Genomic DNA, 16,533 nt, shown 5'->3' on the forward strand with positions numbered 1-16,533 from the left:
TCTGGGTGGTTTGGGACTGATCAGCGTGTGGCACGGCGGTGAGCGTACCGGGCGTACCGGCTCGGGAGCTAAGTGAGGGGCTGCCGGGCTCTTGGTTCCCGGGATCGGGGGTGATCGTTGTCACGGGTTCGTTCCTGGTGTTTCCGTGCTGACCAGTGGGGTGCTGATCAGGGCTTGTACTCGACGGGCAGGCTGGCGGGCCTCGCCCCGGTGGGGGGGACCTGGAGGGTCTTCAGGGCGAACTCCATCACCTGCTTGTAGACGGGACCGCAGATCTGGCCGCCGAAATAGCTGCCGGAGGTGGCGTTCTGGATGGCGCAGTAGACGGTGATCCGCGGGTTGTCGGCGGGGGCGAAACCGGCGAACGACGAGGTGTAGCCGCGGTAGCGGCCGGTGGCCGGATCCACTCGGTTGGCCGTGCCGGTCTTGCCCGCCACCCGGTACCCGGGGATGCGGGCCTTGATGCCGGTGCCCTGCTCGTCGTCGACCACGGACTCCAGCATCCGGGCGAGGGTCTTGGCGGTCTTCTCGCTGACCACCCGCGTCTTCTTGGGCTGCGGCGCCGGGGCGAACCGCCCGTCGGCGCCCTTGGTGCCGCGCACCAGGGTGGGCTCGACACGGACCCCGCCGTTGGCGATGGTCGAGTACACGGAGGCGGCCTGCATGGCGTTGATGGAGAAACCCTGGCCGAAAGGGATCGTGTACTGCTGCGAGGTGGACCACTTCTGCGGCGGCGCGAGGATGCCGGGGGTCTCGCCGGGGAAGCCGAGGCCGGTGAAGCCGCCGATGCCGAACTTGCGCAAGAAGGAGTAGAGGACCTTGTTGGCCTCCGGCTGGCTCCTGGCGAGTTCGCCGGTGGCCAGGATGGTGCCGATGTTGCTGGACTTGGCCAGCACGCCGTTGAGCGTGAGGTACCAGGTGCGGTGGTCGATGTCGTCCTGGAACAGCCGGTCGCCGCGGTGCAGCCGGTTGGGTACGACGACGTGGGTGAGCGGGGTGGCCACGTTCCGCTCCAGCACGGCCGCCATGGACATCACCTTGGCGGTGGAGCCGGGCTCGTAGGCGTCCTGGAGGGCCGCGTTGCCCATGGCGTCGCCGTCGGCCTTCGACAGGTCGTTGGGGTCGAAGCCGGGCGAGTTGGCCATGGCCAGGATCTGGCCGGTGCGGGTGTCCTGGACGATGACGTAGCCGCGGTCCGCCTTGGACTTCGCCACCTGCTCGGTGATGGCGCTCTGCGCGGCCCACTGGATGTCGCGGTCGATGGTCAGCTCGACGTCGGCGCCGGGCACGGCGGGGGTCTCCGTCGACCCGACCGTGGGCACCTCGCGCCCGCCGGCCTGGGCGTAGCGGACCTTGCCGTCCTTGCCGGTGAGCTGCTTGTCGAGCTGCTGCTCGATGCCGCCGCCGCCCTTGCCGTCGGCGTTGACCCAGCCCAGTATCCCGGCGGCCAGGTCGCCGTTGGGGTACACGCGCTGGCTGCTGGGGTCCGCGAAGACGCCGGCCAGCACGTTGACGGTGGTGTGGTCGGTGCCGGACTTGTTGGCGAGCGCGGTCTTCAGGTCCTTGATCTGCTTCCAGACCTGCGGGGTCTGCCGGGCGGCCAGCCGGGTGTAGCGGGAGTTCTTGTTCGCGGGCCGCAGCTTCTTGACGAGGGTCGCCTGGTCCTGGCCGAGGATCGGGGCGAGCAGCGCGGCGGCCCGCTCCGGCCCGTCGGTGATCTTCAGCTGCCCGGCGCCGAACATGGTCGGGTCGGCCGTGATGTCGTAGGCGTCCTCGCTGACGGCGAGGGCGACGCCGTTGCGGTCGGTGATCTCGCCGCGCTCGGCGGCCACGGTGTGCACCACGTACCGGTTCTGCTCGGCCCGCGCCGTGTAGGCGCCCGCGTCGACGGCCTGGACCTGGAGCAGCCGTACGACGAAGACGAGCAGCACCAGCGTCAGGGCGAGGCCGACCAGGCGCAGCCGGGGCCGGGGGCTGCCGAGCCGGAGCGGGGCGGGCGGCATGGGCCGGGCCCCGCCGGGCCGGCGCACCGGCCGCGCCCCGGGCCCGGGCTGGCGCCGGACGGCCCCCCTGGGCCGCGGCGGCTTGGCGGGCGCGGGCACACGACGGCGCGGCGGTTGCCTGTCGGTCACTTCCGTCACCTGCCGGGGGTCGGGGTGGACACGGACGGGGGGACGGCGGCCGGGGCCGCGGGCTCGGCTGGCGGGACGGCGGGGGACGTCGTGGGAGCCGGTGCGGTGGCCGGGGCGCCGGGCGGGAGCGGCGCCCCGGGGCCGGTGGCCGGGCCGGAGAGGGCCGTGGTGCCGGGGCCGGTGGCCTGGCCGGGGACGGCCGCGGTGCCGGGGGCGGCGGCCGGGGCGGAGAGGGAGGCGGGCTCGGGGGCGGCGCTGGGGACGCCCTTGACGGTGCCGTCGGGGCCGAGGAAGGCGGGGTCGCCGCCGGGGACCATGCCGAGTTCGCGGGCGCGCCGCTCCAGGGCGTCGGGGGCCGAGTAGGCGTCGATGTCCCGCTGGAGGGCCTGCTCCTCGTCGGTGAGGTTCTTGGTCCGCTTCTGCAGGTCGGCAAGTTTGAACGAGCCTTCGCTGAGAGCGGAGTTCAGCACCAGCAGCCCGATGAGACCGCCGCCGAGGAGCACGACGACGAGGAGCACGAACGGGGTGCGGGCCGCCTGGGCACGGCCCGCCGGGAAGAGCCGGGCCAGCCGCGCGGCCCTCCCCTTCAACTCGGGTTTCCTGCTCACCGCTCCCCCGGTACGGGGATGCCGCTCCCCCGGTGCGCGAAGGAGACCCTCCGACCCGTCTGGCTCACTCCACGTCCTCCCTGATGCGCTCGGCACCGCGCAGCCTGGCCGGTGCCGCCCGGCGGTTCTCGGCGATCTCCTCCTCGGTGGGAAGTTCGGCACCACGGGTGAGCAGCTTGAGCCGCGGCTGGTACCGCTCGGGCACGACCGGCAGTCCGGGCGGCGCGGTGGAGGCCGCCCCGGCCGCGAACGCGTGCTTGACGAGGCGGTCTTCGAGCGAGTGGTACGACAGCACGGCGATGCGCCCGCCGACGTCCAGGGCCTTCACGGCCGCCGGGATCGCCCGCTCCAGCACGGACAGCTCGCCGTTGACCTCGATGCGCAGCGCCTGGAAGGTGCGCTTGGCGGGGTTGCCGCCGGTGCGCTTGGCGGCCTGCGGCAGGGCGTCCCGGATGAGTTCCACGAGCCGCGCGCTGGTGCTGAACGGCTCCTTCTCCCGCTCCCGCACGATCGCGGAGACGATCCGCTTGGCCTGCTTCTCCTCGCCGTACGCGCGCAGGATGCGCACGAGTTCACCGGCCGGGTAGGTGTTGAGGACCTCGGCGGCGCTGATGCCGGTCGTCTGGTCCATGCGCATGTCCAGCGGCGCGTCCTGCGCGTAGGCGAAGCCGCGGCCGGCCTCGTCGAGCTGCATGGAGGAGACCCCGAGGTCGAACAGCACGCCCCGCACGCGCGGGATGCCGAGCCGGCCGAGGACGTCGGGCAGCTCGTCGTACACGGCGTGCACCAGGGTGGCGCGGTCGCCGAAGGACGCCAGCCGTTCGCCGGACAGCCGCAGCGCCTCCTTGTCCCGGTCCAGGCCGATCAGCCGCGCGCCGGGGAACCGGGTCAGCAGTGCCTCGCTGTGCCCGCCGAGGCCGAGGGTGCAGTCGACGACCACCGCTCCGGGGCGCTCCAGGGCGGGCGCCAGCAGGTCCAGGCACCGCTGGAGCATCACCGGGACGTGTCGACTCTGGCTCAAGGGGGCCTCTCAGTTCCGGCGGGCCGTACGCACCGTCGGTCCCCCGAGCCGTACGTACGCGCCGCGCGCGCGGGGAGACGGGTCCGGGCGGTGCCGGGGTCTCCGGGGGTTTCACCAGCGGGGAGAGACTCGTCTCCCGCTTTCGCGTCACTTTAGTCCACGCCGTCCCCGGGTCAATCAACCGGCCTGCGCGTCGCGCCCGGCGGTACCGCGGGGACCCGGATCGACACCGGGCCACCCGTTCGGGGCAGCTCCGCCCCTGTGTGGGTTCGCTCACAACAAGCCAAGATGGCGATCTTTGTCCCCTCTCACAGCAGGCCGGACCGCTTCGTGACCAGTAACGTCGTCCGCATGACGACTTCTGCAGCACACACTGGGCCCGAAGGCGCCATGAGGGCCGGCGAGAACGTGACCGACCGCCTCCTGGAGGCCAACCGGCGCTACGCCGAGGCCTTCAAGGATCCGGGTATGGACGCCCGCCCCGTTCTGCACGTGGCCGTGGTCGCCTGTATGGACGCCCGGCTCGACCTGCACGAGGCGCTCGGGCTGGAGCTCGGCGACTGCCACACCATCCGCAACGCGGGCGGCGTGGTCACCGACGACGTGATCCGGTCGCTGACCATCAGCCAGCGCAAGCTCGGCACCCGCAGCGTCGTGCTGATCCACCACACCAACTGCGGCCTGGAGTCCCTGACCGAGGACTTCCGTTCGGAGCTGGAGATGGAGGTCGGGCAGCGGCCGGCCTGGGCGGTGGAGTCCTTCCGGGACGTGGACCAGGACGTGCGCCAGTCCATGCAGCGGGTGCGCACCTCGCCCTTCCTGCTGCACACCGACGACGTCCGCGGCTTCGTCTTCGACGTGCGCACCGGTCTGCTGCGCGAGGTGGACCCGGCCTGACCCGGCCGACCCGGCCCGACCCGGAACGTACCGGCCGGCCGCCCCGGGCGCGTCCCGCTCGTTGCCGGACACGTCGACAACGCCGACAAGCCGAAACCGCCGTAAACACCGCCGAATAAGTCGTATGAGCGGCATCGCCGGGGGCAGTTGTCCACAGGCGGTGACACGAATCGGTAACGGCAGCGAGAATGCGGGGGTGTGGCAGCACGCGGAACCTTTACCGCGTGATGCCCGTGTTCCGGGGTGGGCCGGTTGCGCAGTGACAGCGTCGGCCCGGCAATGAACGGGCCGAGGAGGGCCGGGTGACGACCTATGACGATCGAGCGAGCCTCACTGATGTGACCGCCACGGTGGAACGGGTGCGCGGTTCGGTGGAGGGCGTGATCGAGGGCAAGCCCGAGGTCGTACGGCTCGCGCTGACCGTGCTGCTCGCCGAGGGCCATCTGCTGATCGAGGACGTCCCCGGAGTGGGCAAGACGATGCTCGCCAAGGCGCTGGCGCGGTCCATCGACTGCTCGGTGCGGCGCATCCAGTTCACCCCCGACCTGCTGCCCTCGGACATCACGGGCGTGTCGATCTGGGACCAGCAGCGCCGGGACTTCGAGTTCAAGCCGGGCGCCATCTTCGCGCAGATCGTGATCGGCGACGAGATCAACCGCGCCTCGCCCAAGACCCAGTCCGCGCTGCTGGAGTCCATGGAGGAGCGGCAGGTCACCATCGACGGGCAGACGTACGAACTGCCCAGCCCCTTCATGGTGGTGGCCACCCAGAACCCGGTGGAGATGGAGGGCACCTATCCGCTGCCCGAGGCCCAGCGCGACCGCTTCATGGCCCGCGTCTCCGTCGGCTACCCGAGCGTGGAGTCCGAGCTGCGGATGCTCGACGTGCACGGCGGGGTCAGCCCCCTGGAGGACCTCCAGCCGGTGGCGCACGCGCACGAGATCGTGAAGCTGGTCGAGGCGGTGCGCGGCGTGCACGTCGCCGAGCCGGTCCGGCGGTACGCGGTCGAACTGGTCGCCGCCACCCGCAGCCACCCCGACCTCAGACTCGGCGCCTCCCCGCGCGCGACACTGCACCTGCTGCGCGCGGCCAAGGCCACCGCGGCCCTGGCCGGTCGGGAGTACGCGCTGCCGGACGATGTGCAGGCGCTCGCCGTCGCCGTCCTCGCCCACCGTCTGCTGCCCACCGCGCAGGCCCAGCTCAACCGCCGCACGGCCGAGCAGGTGGTGCTGGAGATCCTCCAGCGCACCCCGGTGCCGGCGGCCCCCGGCCGGCCGGGCGGCGTGGGTGATCCCGGCCGGACCATCCCGGCCTATCCGCAGCAGCCTCCGCGGAGTCTGTGATGAGCCCCGGGGGGACCGGGCCGGCCGAGCCCGAACGCGGGCGGGCGGGCGCGGTCCGCACGGCCCTGTCGGGGCTGACCACCCGCGGCCGTTCCTTCCTCGCGGCCGGGATCGCCGCCGCGATCTGCGCGTTCGTGCTGGGCCAGAGCGATCTGCTGCGGGTCGGCCTGCTGCTCGCCGTGCTGCCGCCGATCTGCGCCACCGTGCTGTACCGCACGCGCCACCGGGTGGCCGCGAGCCGCCTGCTCGTCCCCGCGCGGGTGCCGGCCGGCGCCGAGGCCCGGGTGCATCTGCGCATGGACAACGTCTCCCGGCTGCCCACCGGTCTGCTGATGCTCCAGGACCGGGTGCCCTACGTCCTCGGGCCGCGCCCCCGGTTCGTACTGGACCGGATGGAGCCGGGCGGCCACCGCGAGGTGTCCTACCGGGTCCGCTCCGATCTGCGCGGCCGCTATCCGCTGGGCCCGCTCCAGCTGCGGCTGACCGACCCGTTCGGGATGTGCGAGCTGACCCGCTCCTTCGCGACGCAGGACACCCTGACGGTCATCCCGCGCGTGACCCCGCTGGCCCCGGTCCGCTTCGCCGGCGAGGCCAAGGGATACGGCGACGGACGGCAGCGCTCCTTGGCCCTCGCGGGCGAGGACGACGTCATCCCGCGCGGCTACCGCTACGGCGACGACCTGCGCCGGGTGCACTGGCGCTCCACCGCGCGCCACGGCGAGCTGATGGTGCGCCGCGAGGAGCAGCCCCGGCGCGCCCGGTGCACCGTGCTGCTGGACACCCGCGGCGGTGCCTACGAGGGCGCGGGCCCGGACTCGGCCTTCGAATGGGCCGTCTCCGCCGCCGCCTCGGTGCTGGCGCACATGCTGGAGCGCGGTTTCTCGGTACGGCTGCTGACCGACGGCGGCAGCACGGTGCCCGGCGAGGGCGGTGACGGCTTCGCGGGCACCGGCCAGGAGACGGCGGAGGCGGCCGGGCTGATGCTGGACACCCTCGCGGTGATCGACTACTCCGAGGGCACCGGCCTGTCCCGCGCCTACGACGTGCTGCGCGCCGGAAACGAGGGGCTGCTGGTCGCCTTCCTCGGCGACCTGGACGAGGACCAGGCCACCACGGTCGCCAAGATGAACCGGCGCGGCGGCGGCGCCGTCGCCTTCGTGCTGGACCCCGGCGTCTGGACCCGCGAGTCGACCGACGTGCCCCGGGCCGGCGACCGGCACGGGGAGCGGCTGCGGCTGCTGCGCGAGGCGGGCTGGACGGCACTGAGCGTGCCGCGCGGCGCCTCGGTGGAGGACCTGTGGCGGCAGGCGGACCGGGAGCGCTCGGGCCTGGCGTCGCTGAACGGGGAGGCCCGGGGATGAGCGGACGGGCACGACTGGCGCTGTGCGCGGCGGCGGCCACCCTGCTGGCCTCCTGCTCGCTGCTGCCGCTGCTCGCCAAGCCGACCTGGCTGCTGCAACTGGTGCCGCTGCTGGCCGTGCAGACCGGGGTGGGCGCGGCGGCCCGGCGCATCCCGCTGGGCCGGTCGCTGACGCTGGTGGCACAGCTTCTGGTCACCGTGGTGCTGCTGACCGTGGTGTGCGCCCGGCAGCACGCGATCGCCGGGCTGATCCCGGGCCCGGACACCCTCCGGTACGTCGCCGAGCTGCTCCGGCAGGGCTCGGACGACATCAGCCGGTACGCGATACCGGCGCCGGTCACCGACGGCATCAGGCTGATGCTGATCGGCGGTGTGCTGCTGGTCGGGCTGCTGGTGGACACGCTCGCGGTGACCTTCCGCAGCGCGGCCCCGGCCGGGCTGCCGCTGCTCGCGCTGTACTCGGTGGCCGCGGGACTGTCCGACGGCGGCACCGACTGGCTGTGGTTCCTGCTGGCGGCGGCCGGCTATCTGATGCTGCTGCTCGCCGAGGGCCGGGACCGGCTCGCCCAGTGGGGCCGGGTCTTCGGCGGCCCGCCCCGGCCGCCGGGCGCCCCGGGGTCCGGTCCGCCGGCGACGGTGCGCACCGGCCGCCGGATCGGCGCGGTCGCGCTCGGCGTGGCCCTGATCGTGCCCCTGGCCCTGCCCGCACTGCCCGGCGGCCTGCTGGACAGCGCCCGCGGCGGCATGGGGGCGGGCGCCGGCGACGGGAGCACGATCTCGGCGGTCAACCCGCTGGTGTCGCTGCGCGACAACCTGAACACGAACGACGACCGCCAGGTGCTGTCCCTGCGGACCAGCACCAACGACCTGTCCGATCTGTATCTGCGGATCGTCTCCCTGGACGAGTTCGACGGCACCACCTGGAAACCGACCCGCCGCGAGGTCGTCGACGTGCCGGACAGACTGCCCACGCCGGCCGGCCTGGGCAAGGACACCCGGCGCGGCACGATACGGACGACGGTCACCTCGGCGGAGACCTACGCCCAGGACTGGCTGCCGATGCCCTATCCGCCGAGCCAGGTGCGGCTCAGCGGCCGGTGGCGGTACGAACCGGTCGGGATGACCCTGGTCGGCGACCACGGCCAGACCACGCGGGGCGAGACCTACGAGGTCACGAGCCTGGACGTGGAGCCGACCGCGGAGCAGCTGGCCGCCGCGCCACGACCGCCGGCCGCCCTGTGGGACGAGTACACCAAGGTGCCGTCCTCGGTGCCGGAGGTGGTGGCCCGCACCGCGAAGGAGATCACCGAGGGCGCGAGCAGTCACTACGAGGAGGCCGTCAAGCTCCAGGACTACTTCGCCGTCACGGGCGGCTTCCAGTACGACACCCGGGTGGAGGTCGGCCAGGGGCCGCGGGCCATCGCGAACTTCCTGGACAAGAAGCAGGGCTTCTGCGTCCACTTCTCCTTCGCGATGGCGGCGATGGCCCGCACGCTCGGCATCCCGGCCCGGGTGGCGGTGGGCTTCGCGCCGGGCACCCCGCAGGCCGACGGCACGGTGGCGGTGAGCCAGCGGGACGCGCACGCCTGGCCCGAGCTGTACTTCGAGGGCGTGGGCTGGACCCGGTTCGAGCCGACCCCGACCCGGGGCAGCACGCCGTCGTACACCCTGTCGGACACCCCGGGCAGCTCGCTGCCGGAGGAGGCGCTGCCGTCCCGGCGCGCGTCCTCGGCGCCCTCGGCGGCGGCCTCGCCGAGCGAGAGCTGCGCCGGCGGGCCGCGCGGGCTCCGGCCCTGTGACAGCCCGTCCGCGGCGGCGGTCCCGTACCGCGGGCACGACGGCACGCACTGGTGGGTGTGGCCGCTGATCGGGGTGGGCGCGCTGCTGGTCCTGGCGGCGCCGCTGACGCCCCTGCTGTGGCGGCGGCGGATGCGCGCGCTGCGGCTGGGCGGGCACGCCCGGACCGCGCAGGGCGCGGCGGCGCACACCCTGGCCGCCTGGCAGGAGCTCACGGACAGCGCCTGGGACCACGGCATCACCCCGGACGAGTCGCTGACCCCGCGCAAGGCCGCCGACCGGATCGTGCGGCTCGGGCGGCTGGATCCGGCGGCCGCGGCCGCGGTGCACCGGGTGGCGGACGCGGTGGAACAGGTCCTGTACGCGCCCCGGCCGCGCCCGGCGGCGGGCGTGGCGCGGGACGTGCGCGAGGTGATCGAGGGGCTGCGGAGCGTGGTGAGCACCGGGACCCGGCTGCGGGCACTGCTCCTGCCCCGCTCGTCGGTCCGGGCGTGGTGGGCGGCGTCGGCCGGCTGGTGGGCGCTGCGGGCCCGGATCGCGGCGGCCCGGCCGGCGCCGCGCCGCCCGTCCCGTCAGCACGGCTGACCAGCGCGGCGGCGGGGCCGGGGTACGGCTGAGGGGCGGCCACCTTCCGGTGGCCGCCCCTCACGCGTGCTGTCGGGTCAGCGGCCCTGTTCGTCCCGGCGGCGCTGCCAGCGCTGCTCGATCCGGTCCATCATGGAGCGTCTGGGCCGCACCTGCCGACGGGCGGCGCCCGGTGGCTGCTCACCCGGTTTGGGGGCCTTGCGCCAGCCGGTGACGGCCAGCACGGCACACCCCAGCATGACGAGGAAACCCACCACGCTGACCCAGATGAGCTGCATGACCATTCCGGTCATGAGGAGCGCGATACCGATGAGGAAACCCGCGACCGCCTGGTAGACCCGCCGGCGGGTGTACGTCCGCAGCCCGTTTCCCTCAAGCGCCGACGCGAACTTGGGATCTTCGGCGTACAGCGCTCGCTCCATCTGCTCGAGCATGCGCTGCTCGTGCTCCGAGAGCGGCACGGAGTCCTCCTCATCGTGCAGTCGCCGGGGCGACCCGGGGGGTCCCTTCAGGATAGGCAGGGAATCGCCCCCGTGAAACCCGCCCCTCTACGCCAATTGGCCAACCGGATTCCGTCATGGCCGTCCGGCTCGCTGAGGCTTCCATTCCCCGGCGGCCGACTCGTCATGCCGAGCGGTGTACCTCGATCATACGGCGCAAACCGCTCGATCGGGGGGCCTGTGTCGTACTCCATCCGCGGCCGAGGCGCTGATCAGCGGCTGTTCCCGATGGTGCACTCAGGGCACACCGGGACCCCCTGACGCTCAGCTCCCGGTGGCAACCGGCGTCTCACCGAGGACATGGAGCTGGGTGGCGACGGAGTGGAAGGCGGGCAGCTCGGCCGCCGCGGCCTCCAGCCTCAGCAGCGCGTCCACCGCACCGGGTTCGGTGTCCACCAGGACGCCGGGCACCAGGTCGGCGAAGACCCGCACGCCGTGCACCGCGCCGACCCGCAGACCGGCGCCCTCGACCAGGGCGGTGAGCTGCTCGGCGGTGAACCGGCGGGGCATCGGGTCGCCGCTGCCCCACCGGCCGTCGGGGTCCTGGAGCGCCTGGTGGGCCTCGGTGAAGTGGCCGGCGAGGGCGCGGGCGAGCACGGCGCCGCCGAGACCGGCGGCGAGCAGGCTGAGGACGCCCTCGGGGCGCAGCGCGGCGACGGCGTTGCGGACGCCCTCGGCCGGGTCGTCCACGTACTCCAGGACGCCGTGGCACAGGACGGCGTCGTAACCGCCGCGCTCGGCGACGTCGAACAGGCCGTGCGCGTCGCCCTGCACGCCGCGGACCCGGTCGGCGACGCCGGCCTCGGCAGCGCGGCGCTCCAGGGCGAACAGGGCGTTGGGGCTGGGGTCGACCACGGTGACGCGGTGGCCGAGGCGGGCGACGGGCACGGCGAAGTTCCCGCTGCCGCCCCCGGTGTCGAGGACGTCCAGCGAGTCCCGGCCCGTGGCCTTGACCCGGCGGTCGAGGGCGTCCTGCAGGACGTCCCAGACCACGGCGGTACGCAGGGAGGCGCGGGGGCGCGACGGGTCCGACACGGCAGTTGACTCCTCGGCGGGGCTGAAGGACTTCAGGCGACTCCACCCTATTGCCTCCGGCGCCGCGGCTGGTCATCGCGTCGGCGTCCGCCCCGGTGCGCCGCGTCCGTGTCCGCCCCGGTGCGCGGTGGCCGACGGGCGGCCCGGTGCTTCTTCGCCCCCGGTGCTTCACAGCCCCCGGTGCTCCGTCACCGGCGGGCGGGGCGTGTCAGCCCGCGTCCGGGAGCGGGCCTCGGGGGCGCGGGGTGCCGGGGGCCGGGCCGTCCGGCGCTTCGGGTGGTCGCGGTGCCCGTGGTGCCTGCGGTGCCTGCGGTGCGTCGGTGTCCCGGCGGGGGTGGGGCAGGACCGGCTGGAGGGCGAGCATGCGCTCCACGATGCGCAGGAACATCGCCACGTCGCGTATCAGGTCGTCGGCGTCCCGGCGGCCGGCCGCGCCCCGGATGCCCGCCTCGGCGCGGGCGCGGCGCGCGGCGCCGGAGGCGAACAGCGCGCTCCACTCGGTCAGCTCCGGGGCGATCTCGGGCAGCACCTCCCAGGCACTGCGGATGCGGGCCCGGCGGCGCGCGGAGGTCTCGGGCCGGCCGCGCGCGGCGAGCACGGCGGCGGCGGTGCGCAGGGCGGCGAGGTGGGCCGTGGCGTACCGCTCGTTCGGGGTCTGAAGGAGCGTCGCCTCCTCCAGTCCGGCCCGGGCCTGGGCGAGCAGGTCGAGGGCGGCGGGCGGGGCCGTGGCCCGGCGCAGCACGGGGTGCACGTCGCTCGCGGGGCCGGTCAGTGAGGGGGCAGGGCCGGTGGCGCGGCGCCGGCGGGCGGCGGCTGCGGACGAGTGGGCCATGACGAACCTCCTGTCGTCTGGGTGACGGCATGAATGCCGTATGTACCCATCGTGAGGTATGCCACTGACAATCCGTTCTGAGCTGGGCTTTCATCGTGCCCGAAGGGGCGGGCGCGGCCTTCGCTGCCGAGACCACCTGTGAGAATCGGGGCCATGGAAAGCACCAGCGCCAGGGCCGGCGGGAGCACGCGCCGCGAGGCCACCCGGCAGAAGCTCTACGAGGCGGCCGTCACGCTCATCGCCGAGCAGGGCTTCTCCGCGACCACGGTGGACGAGATCGCCGAGCGGGCCGGGGTCGCCAAGGGCACGGTCTACTACAACTTCGCGAGCAAGTCCGTTCTCTTCGAGGAGTTGCTGCGGCACGGCGTCGGTCTGCTCACCGCGTCCCTGAAGGAGGCTGCCGAGGGCACGGCGCGCGCCGGGGGCGGCAAGGTGGACGCGCTGGACGCGATGATCCGCGCGGGTCTGGTCTTCATCGACCGCTACCCGGCTTTCACCCAGCTGTACGTCGCCGAGCTGTGGCGCACCAACCGGGCCTGGCAGTCCACCCTGATGGTGGTGCGGCAGGAGGCCGTGGCGGTGGTGGAAGGGGTGCTGCGCGAGGGGGTGGCGGCCGGCGAGTTCAGCGACGAGATCGACGTGCCGCTGACGGCGGCGGCGCTGGTCGGCATGGTGCTGGTGGCCGCGCTGGACTGGAAGTCCTTCCAGCCGGGTCGCTCCCTGGACGATGTCCACGCGGCCCTGTCCCGGCTGCTCCAGGGGCGGGTCAGCGGCAGGATCTGAGGCGGCCGGGCCCGGGAGGCCCCGCCGGTCCCGACAGCCCCGACGCCCCCGCAGGCTCCGACAGGCGCGGGCGCGCAGGGAAGGCGCCGGTCCGTTCCCGGTCCGGCGCCTTCCCGTTTCCCCCGTGATCCCCCGTACTTCCTCCCGTACTCCCCCGTACGGGTTCCCCCTGTGCGGACCCCCGTGGTGGTCGTCCCCCGAGGCCCCCCGTCTCGCTTCCGCCGACGGATTCGGCGGAAGGAGCGGCCGGTGGCCGGGTGCCGTTCCGCCGCCCCGTGTCGGCGGTGCGGGCCGGTCCCCCTGCCGTGGCTCCACTCTCCCGTCCCGGCGGCCGGGGTCCCATCCGCGCGGGTACTCATCTGGCGGTCTGAGTACGCGTACTCATCCCTGCGCGCGCGTGCCCAGGCCGCCGGCCCGCGGGCTGGTTACGATCGCGTCCGTGTCCGTACTTCCCCTGGTCTTCACCAGCGGCTGGGCCAGCGGTGTCAACGCCTACGCGGTGGTGCTGCTGCTCGGCCTGTTCGGCGTGACCGGGGTCGGCGAGGACGTGCCGGGGACCTTGCAGCGCCCGGAGGTGCTGATCGTCGCGGGTGTGCTGTTGCTGTGCGAGACGGTCGCCGACAAGATCCCGTACGTGGACTCGCTGTGGGACTCCGCGCACACGGTGGTCCGTCCGCTCGCCGGCGCCTGGGTGGGGGCGCTGCTCGCCGGGCAGAGCGGGTCGCTGTCGGATGTGGCGGCGGGGCTGCTCGGCGGTTCCACCGCGCTGGCCAGCCATACCGTCAAGGCCGGGACGCGGATGGCGGTCAACGCCTCGCCCGAGCCGTTCAGCAACATCGTGCTGAGCGTGGCCGAGGACCTCGGGGTCGGGGGCGTGGTCGCGTTCGCGATGTTCCATCCCGTGGCGGCAGCGGTCGTCGCCGGTGTCCTGCTGGCCGGCGGGCTGCTGGCCCTGGTGCTCCTGTTCTCGCGCATCCGGCGCTTCCTGCGCCGCCGGGCCCGTCGGCGCGAGGCGCGGCGGCCCGTCTCACGACCCCGCTGACCTGCGCCGGGGGCCGCCCGGCGGCCGGGTTGTCGGTGGCGGTCGATAAAGTCGCGGGCATGGCACGGATTGCGGTGATCGGCGCCGGGATGGGCGCGATGGCGGCCGCCGCCCGGCTGGCCGTCGCGGGCCACCGGGTGGTGGTGTACGAACGTACGGAGACGTACGGCGGTGCGGTGCGCCGGTTCGAGCGGGACGGCTTCGGCTTCGACACGGGCCCGGGCCTGCTCACCCTGCCGGCGGTGTACCGCGATCTGTTCGTCAAGACCGGCAAGGAGCCGTTGGAGGACCGCGTCGGGCTGGTCCAGGTCGACCCGTCGTCGCGGCACGTCTTCGCGGACGGCGGCGAGGTGTCGCTGCCCAACGCCACGCGCGCGGGAGTCGTGGCGGCCCTGGACGAGGCGCTGGGCGCGGGCACGGGCGAGCGCTGGGGCGACTTCCTGGTGCGGGCCCGCGAGGCCTGGGACCGTACCCGCCGGCCGCTGCTGGAGGAGCCGCTGTGGCCGAACTGGCGGGTGCTGGCCGGAAAGGAGCCGTATCCGGCGGTGCCGCACAAGCGGCTGCTGCGCACGCGCCGGGCGACGACACTGGCCGAGGCCGGCGCCTGGGAGCTGCGGGACGAGCGTCTGACGGCCCTGCTGACCAGCCACGCGCTCGCCCACGGCCTGGACCCACGGACCGCTCCGGCGAGCGCGGCGGTGCTGCCGTACATGGAGCACGCCTTCGGCACCTGGTATGTGCGCGGGGGCATCCGGGAGCTGGCGCGGGCGGTGTACGAGCGGTGCCTTGAGCGGCGGGTGGAATTCGTCTTCGGCGCCGAGGTCACCCGGATCGTGGAGAAGGACGGCCGGGCGGCGGGCGTGGAGCTGGCCGGGGGCACGGTCGCGGAGGCGGACCATGTGGTGGCCGACGTCCATCCGGCGGTGCTGGGGGCGCTGACGGAGCGTCCGCTGGACGGCGAGGAGGATGTGCGGGCCGAGCCTCGGGCCGCGACGCCCGCCCGGTTCACCGTGCTGCTCGCCCTGCGCGGCGCCCCGGAGCCCGGGGTCGCGCACCGCACGGTCGTGCATCCGGCGGACCCCGACCGGGAGTGGGACTTCCTGGCCTCGCCGGGCGGTGACGAGCCGCCCACGCCGACGGTGACCGTGCTGCGCCCGGACGACCCCGCGCTCCGGCCCGACGACGGGCACGAGTCGGCGGTGCTGTCCGCCGTGGTGCCCACGGGGGCCGCCTGGGACGACGAGCGCACGGCCGCCCGGTACACGGACCTGCTCCTGGAGGCCGCCGGGCGGGCGGTACCGGGGCTGCGCGACCGGCTGCTGTGGCACGAGGTGCGGGCGCCGGGCGCCGCCGAGGAGGAGACGGGCGCCCCTGCGGGGGCCGTGCCCGCGCCCGCGCTCGCCGCCGGCGAGGGCCGTTTCCTGCACCCGGCGAACAGCACGCGGCTGCCGGGGCTGTACCGGGTCGGCGGCTGGTCCCACCCGGGCGGCGGCCTGCCGCACGCCGGGATGTCGGGCGCGCTGGTGGCCGGGCTGATCGTGGAGGGACCGCAGTTCCGCGGCTCCCAGTGAGCGCGGGCCGGGCCGGGCCGCCAGCGGTAGCGGCTCAGTAGCGGTACTGCTCGTCGTACCCGGACCCGGGTCCGCCCGGCTGCCGCGGATAGGGCTGCTCCTGCGGGAGTTCGCCGCCGTGGCTGTCGTCGGTGCGCTGCTGCGGCACCCACACCCCGCCCGGCGGGGTCTCGGGGTAACCGGCGGGGGCGTACGGGTCCCGGGGGTGGTCCGGCTGCTGCCCGTACGGCCCGGCGGGGCCCTGGTCGTAGGCGGCGTAGGGCCGGCTGCCGATGTAGGGGTCCGAGTAGTTGGCGTAGCCCTGCGGGCCGTCGGGGGTGTCGTAGCCGTAGTCCTGGGCGCCGTGGCCGGAGTAGCCGTAGGCGGGGGTCCCCGGATCGGGGGCCGGGTAGGCGGGGTCGCCGTAAGCGCCGTAGCCGCCGGTGTCCCCGGGGGCGGGCTGGGGTGCGTGGACGGCGGTGGTCCCGGCGGCGGCCGGGCGGGCCGCGGCGGGCGTGAAGACGTCGTCGCGGTCGTCGTCGAGGTCGCCGGGCGCCTGGGCGGAACCGTAGCCGTCCTGCCCCGGGGTGTAGCCGCCCTGGTCAGGGGTGTAGCCGTCCTGGCCGGGGCCGTAGGTCTCCTGGCCGGTGCCGGGGAACGCGGGGGCGGTGTCCGGGATCGCGGGGGCGGTGTCCCGCGGGGCGGAATCCTTGCGGTCCGCCCGGCCCCGGCGCCGCTTGCTGCCGCCGCCACCGGCCTGGGGGCCGGGCCGCCGGACCGCCCAGCCGGAGGCGAAGCCACGGCGGAAGGACAGCGTGACGTAGGTCTGGCCGACCGCGAAGGCGATCGCGCCGAGCGCGATCACGATCACGGAGGGCAACAGCACACCGATGACGACGCCGAGGAAACCGGCGAAGGCCAGCAGCCGCCAGCGCAGCCGTGCCTTGTACTGCAGCAGCACCTCGCCCAGCAACCACAGCGCGACGCCGCCGAACGCGATGTAGAGGACCGTCCAGCCCATGTACGCCCCTCTCCCAATGACCGCTAC

14 protein-coding genes are annotated in these 16,533 nt (G+C 74.4%); 7 read left to right on the plus strand and 7 right to left on the minus strand.

The window, feature by feature from the left end:
* Positions 1-167 precede the first annotated feature (167 nt).
* The 3 genes from ABD350_RS01110 to rsmH all read right to left on the minus strand — a co-directional run bounded on the left by ABD350_RS01110 (position 168) and on the right by rsmH (position 3,761).
* Positions 168-2,132, minus strand: a complete 1,965-nt coding sequence (locus ABD350_RS01110) for a peptidoglycan D,D-transpeptidase FtsI family protein (RefSeq protein WP_344345471.1) — start codon at positions 2,130-2,132, stop codon at positions 168-170.
* 5 nt (positions 2,133-2,137) lie between these two features.
* The gene (gene ftsL, locus ABD350_RS01115) at positions 2,138-2,740 is read right to left on the minus strand and encodes a cell division protein FtsL (RefSeq protein WP_344345472.1); all 603 of its coding nucleotides are present in this window, start codon (positions 2,738-2,740) and stop codon (positions 2,138-2,140) included.
* 64 nt (positions 2,741-2,804) lie between these two features.
* Positions 2,805-3,761 (minus strand): 16S rRNA (cytosine(1402)-N(4))-methyltransferase RsmH, encoded by a 957-nt coding sequence (gene rsmH / locus ABD350_RS01120; protein ID WP_344345473.1) that lies wholly within the window; start codon positions 3,759-3,761, stop codon positions 2,805-2,807.
* A 288-nt stretch (positions 3,762-4,049) separates the two neighbouring features.
* Between rsmH and ABD350_RS01125 the strand changes: the two genes are divergently transcribed.
* The 4 genes from ABD350_RS01125 (at position 4,050) to ABD350_RS01140 (ending at position 9,743) form a co-directional block, all read left to right on the plus strand.
* Positions 4,050-4,658 (plus strand): beta-class carbonic anhydrase, encoded by a 609-nt coding sequence (locus ABD350_RS01125; protein ID WP_344345475.1) that lies wholly within the window; start codon positions 4,050-4,052, stop codon positions 4,656-4,658.
* A gap of 302 nt (positions 4,659-4,960) precedes the next feature.
* Positions 4,961-6,001 carry an AAA family ATPase gene (locus ABD350_RS01130; RefSeq protein ID WP_344345476.1) on the plus strand — a complete coding sequence of 347 codons (1,041 nt, stop codon included), beginning with the start codon at positions 4,961-4,963 and terminating at the stop codon, positions 5,999-6,001.
* Positions 6,001-7,362, plus strand: coding sequence for a DUF58 domain-containing protein (locus ABD350_RS01135; RefSeq protein WP_344345477.1), 1,362 nt, complete (start codon positions 6,001-6,003; stop codon positions 7,360-7,362). Before ABD350_RS01130 ends, ABD350_RS01135 begins: the two co-directional genes overlap by 1 nt.
* Positions 7,359-9,743: a transglutaminase TgpA family protein gene (locus ABD350_RS01140; RefSeq protein WP_344345479.1), complete on the plus strand. Its 2,385-nt coding sequence runs from the start codon at positions 7,359-7,361 to the stop codon at positions 9,741-9,743. Before ABD350_RS01135 ends, ABD350_RS01140 begins: the two co-directional genes overlap by 4 nt.
* 77 nt (positions 9,744-9,820) lie before the next feature.
* Here the strand turns inward: ABD350_RS01140 and ABD350_RS01145 are convergent, their stop codons facing one another.
* The 3 genes from ABD350_RS01145 to ABD350_RS01155 all read right to left on the minus strand — a co-directional run bounded on the left by ABD350_RS01145 (position 9,821) and on the right by ABD350_RS01155 (position 12,110).
* On the minus strand, positions 9,821-10,204 hold the full coding sequence (locus ABD350_RS01145; protein ID WP_344345480.1) for a DUF3040 domain-containing protein: 384 nt from the start codon (positions 10,202-10,204) through the stop codon (positions 9,821-9,823).
* Between the two features lie 303 nt (positions 10,205-10,507).
* Complete coding sequence (locus ABD350_RS01150; protein ID WP_344345481.1) at positions 10,508-11,278, minus strand: methyltransferase; 771 nt, start codon at positions 11,276-11,278, stop codon at positions 10,508-10,510.
* Positions 11,279-11,486: 208 nt separating this feature from the next.
* A complete protein-coding gene (locus ABD350_RS01155; RefSeq protein ID WP_344345483.1) occupies positions 11,487-12,110 on the minus strand; it encodes an SAV_6107 family HEPN domain-containing protein in 624 nt (207 codons plus the stop codon).
* 153 nt (positions 12,111-12,263) lie between these two features.
* Between ABD350_RS01155 and ABD350_RS01160 the strand changes: the two genes are divergently transcribed.
* The 3 genes from ABD350_RS01160 (at position 12,264) to ABD350_RS01170 (ending at position 15,506) form a co-directional block, all read left to right on the plus strand.
* The gene (locus ABD350_RS01160) at positions 12,264-12,893 is read left to right on the plus strand and encodes a TetR/AcrR family transcriptional regulator (RefSeq protein ID WP_344345484.1); all 630 of its coding nucleotides are present in this window, start codon (positions 12,264-12,266) and stop codon (positions 12,891-12,893) included.
* Positions 12,894-13,332: 439 nt separating this feature from the next.
* Entirely contained in the window at positions 13,333-13,935 is a 603-nt protein-coding gene (locus tag ABD350_RS01165) for a DUF4126 domain-containing protein (protein ID WP_344345486.1), read from the plus strand.
* Between the two features lie 59 nt (positions 13,936-13,994).
* A complete protein-coding gene (locus ABD350_RS01170) occupies positions 13,995-15,506 on the plus strand; it encodes a phytoene desaturase family protein (RefSeq protein ID WP_344345487.1) in 1,512 nt (503 codons plus the stop codon).
* 34 nt (positions 15,507-15,540) lie between these two features.
* Here ABD350_RS01170 and ABD350_RS01175 read toward each other — a convergent pair whose 3' ends face one another.
* Positions 15,541-16,506 (minus strand): hypothetical protein, encoded by a 966-nt coding sequence (locus tag ABD350_RS01175; RefSeq protein ID WP_344345488.1) that lies wholly within the window; start codon positions 16,504-16,506, stop codon positions 15,541-15,543.
* Positions 16,507-16,533 lie beyond the last annotated feature (27 nt).

This window comes from Streptomyces nogalater (assembly GCF_039532885.1).
GTDB lineage: Bacteria > Actinomycetota > Actinomycetes > Streptomycetales > Streptomycetaceae > Streptomyces > Streptomyces nogalater.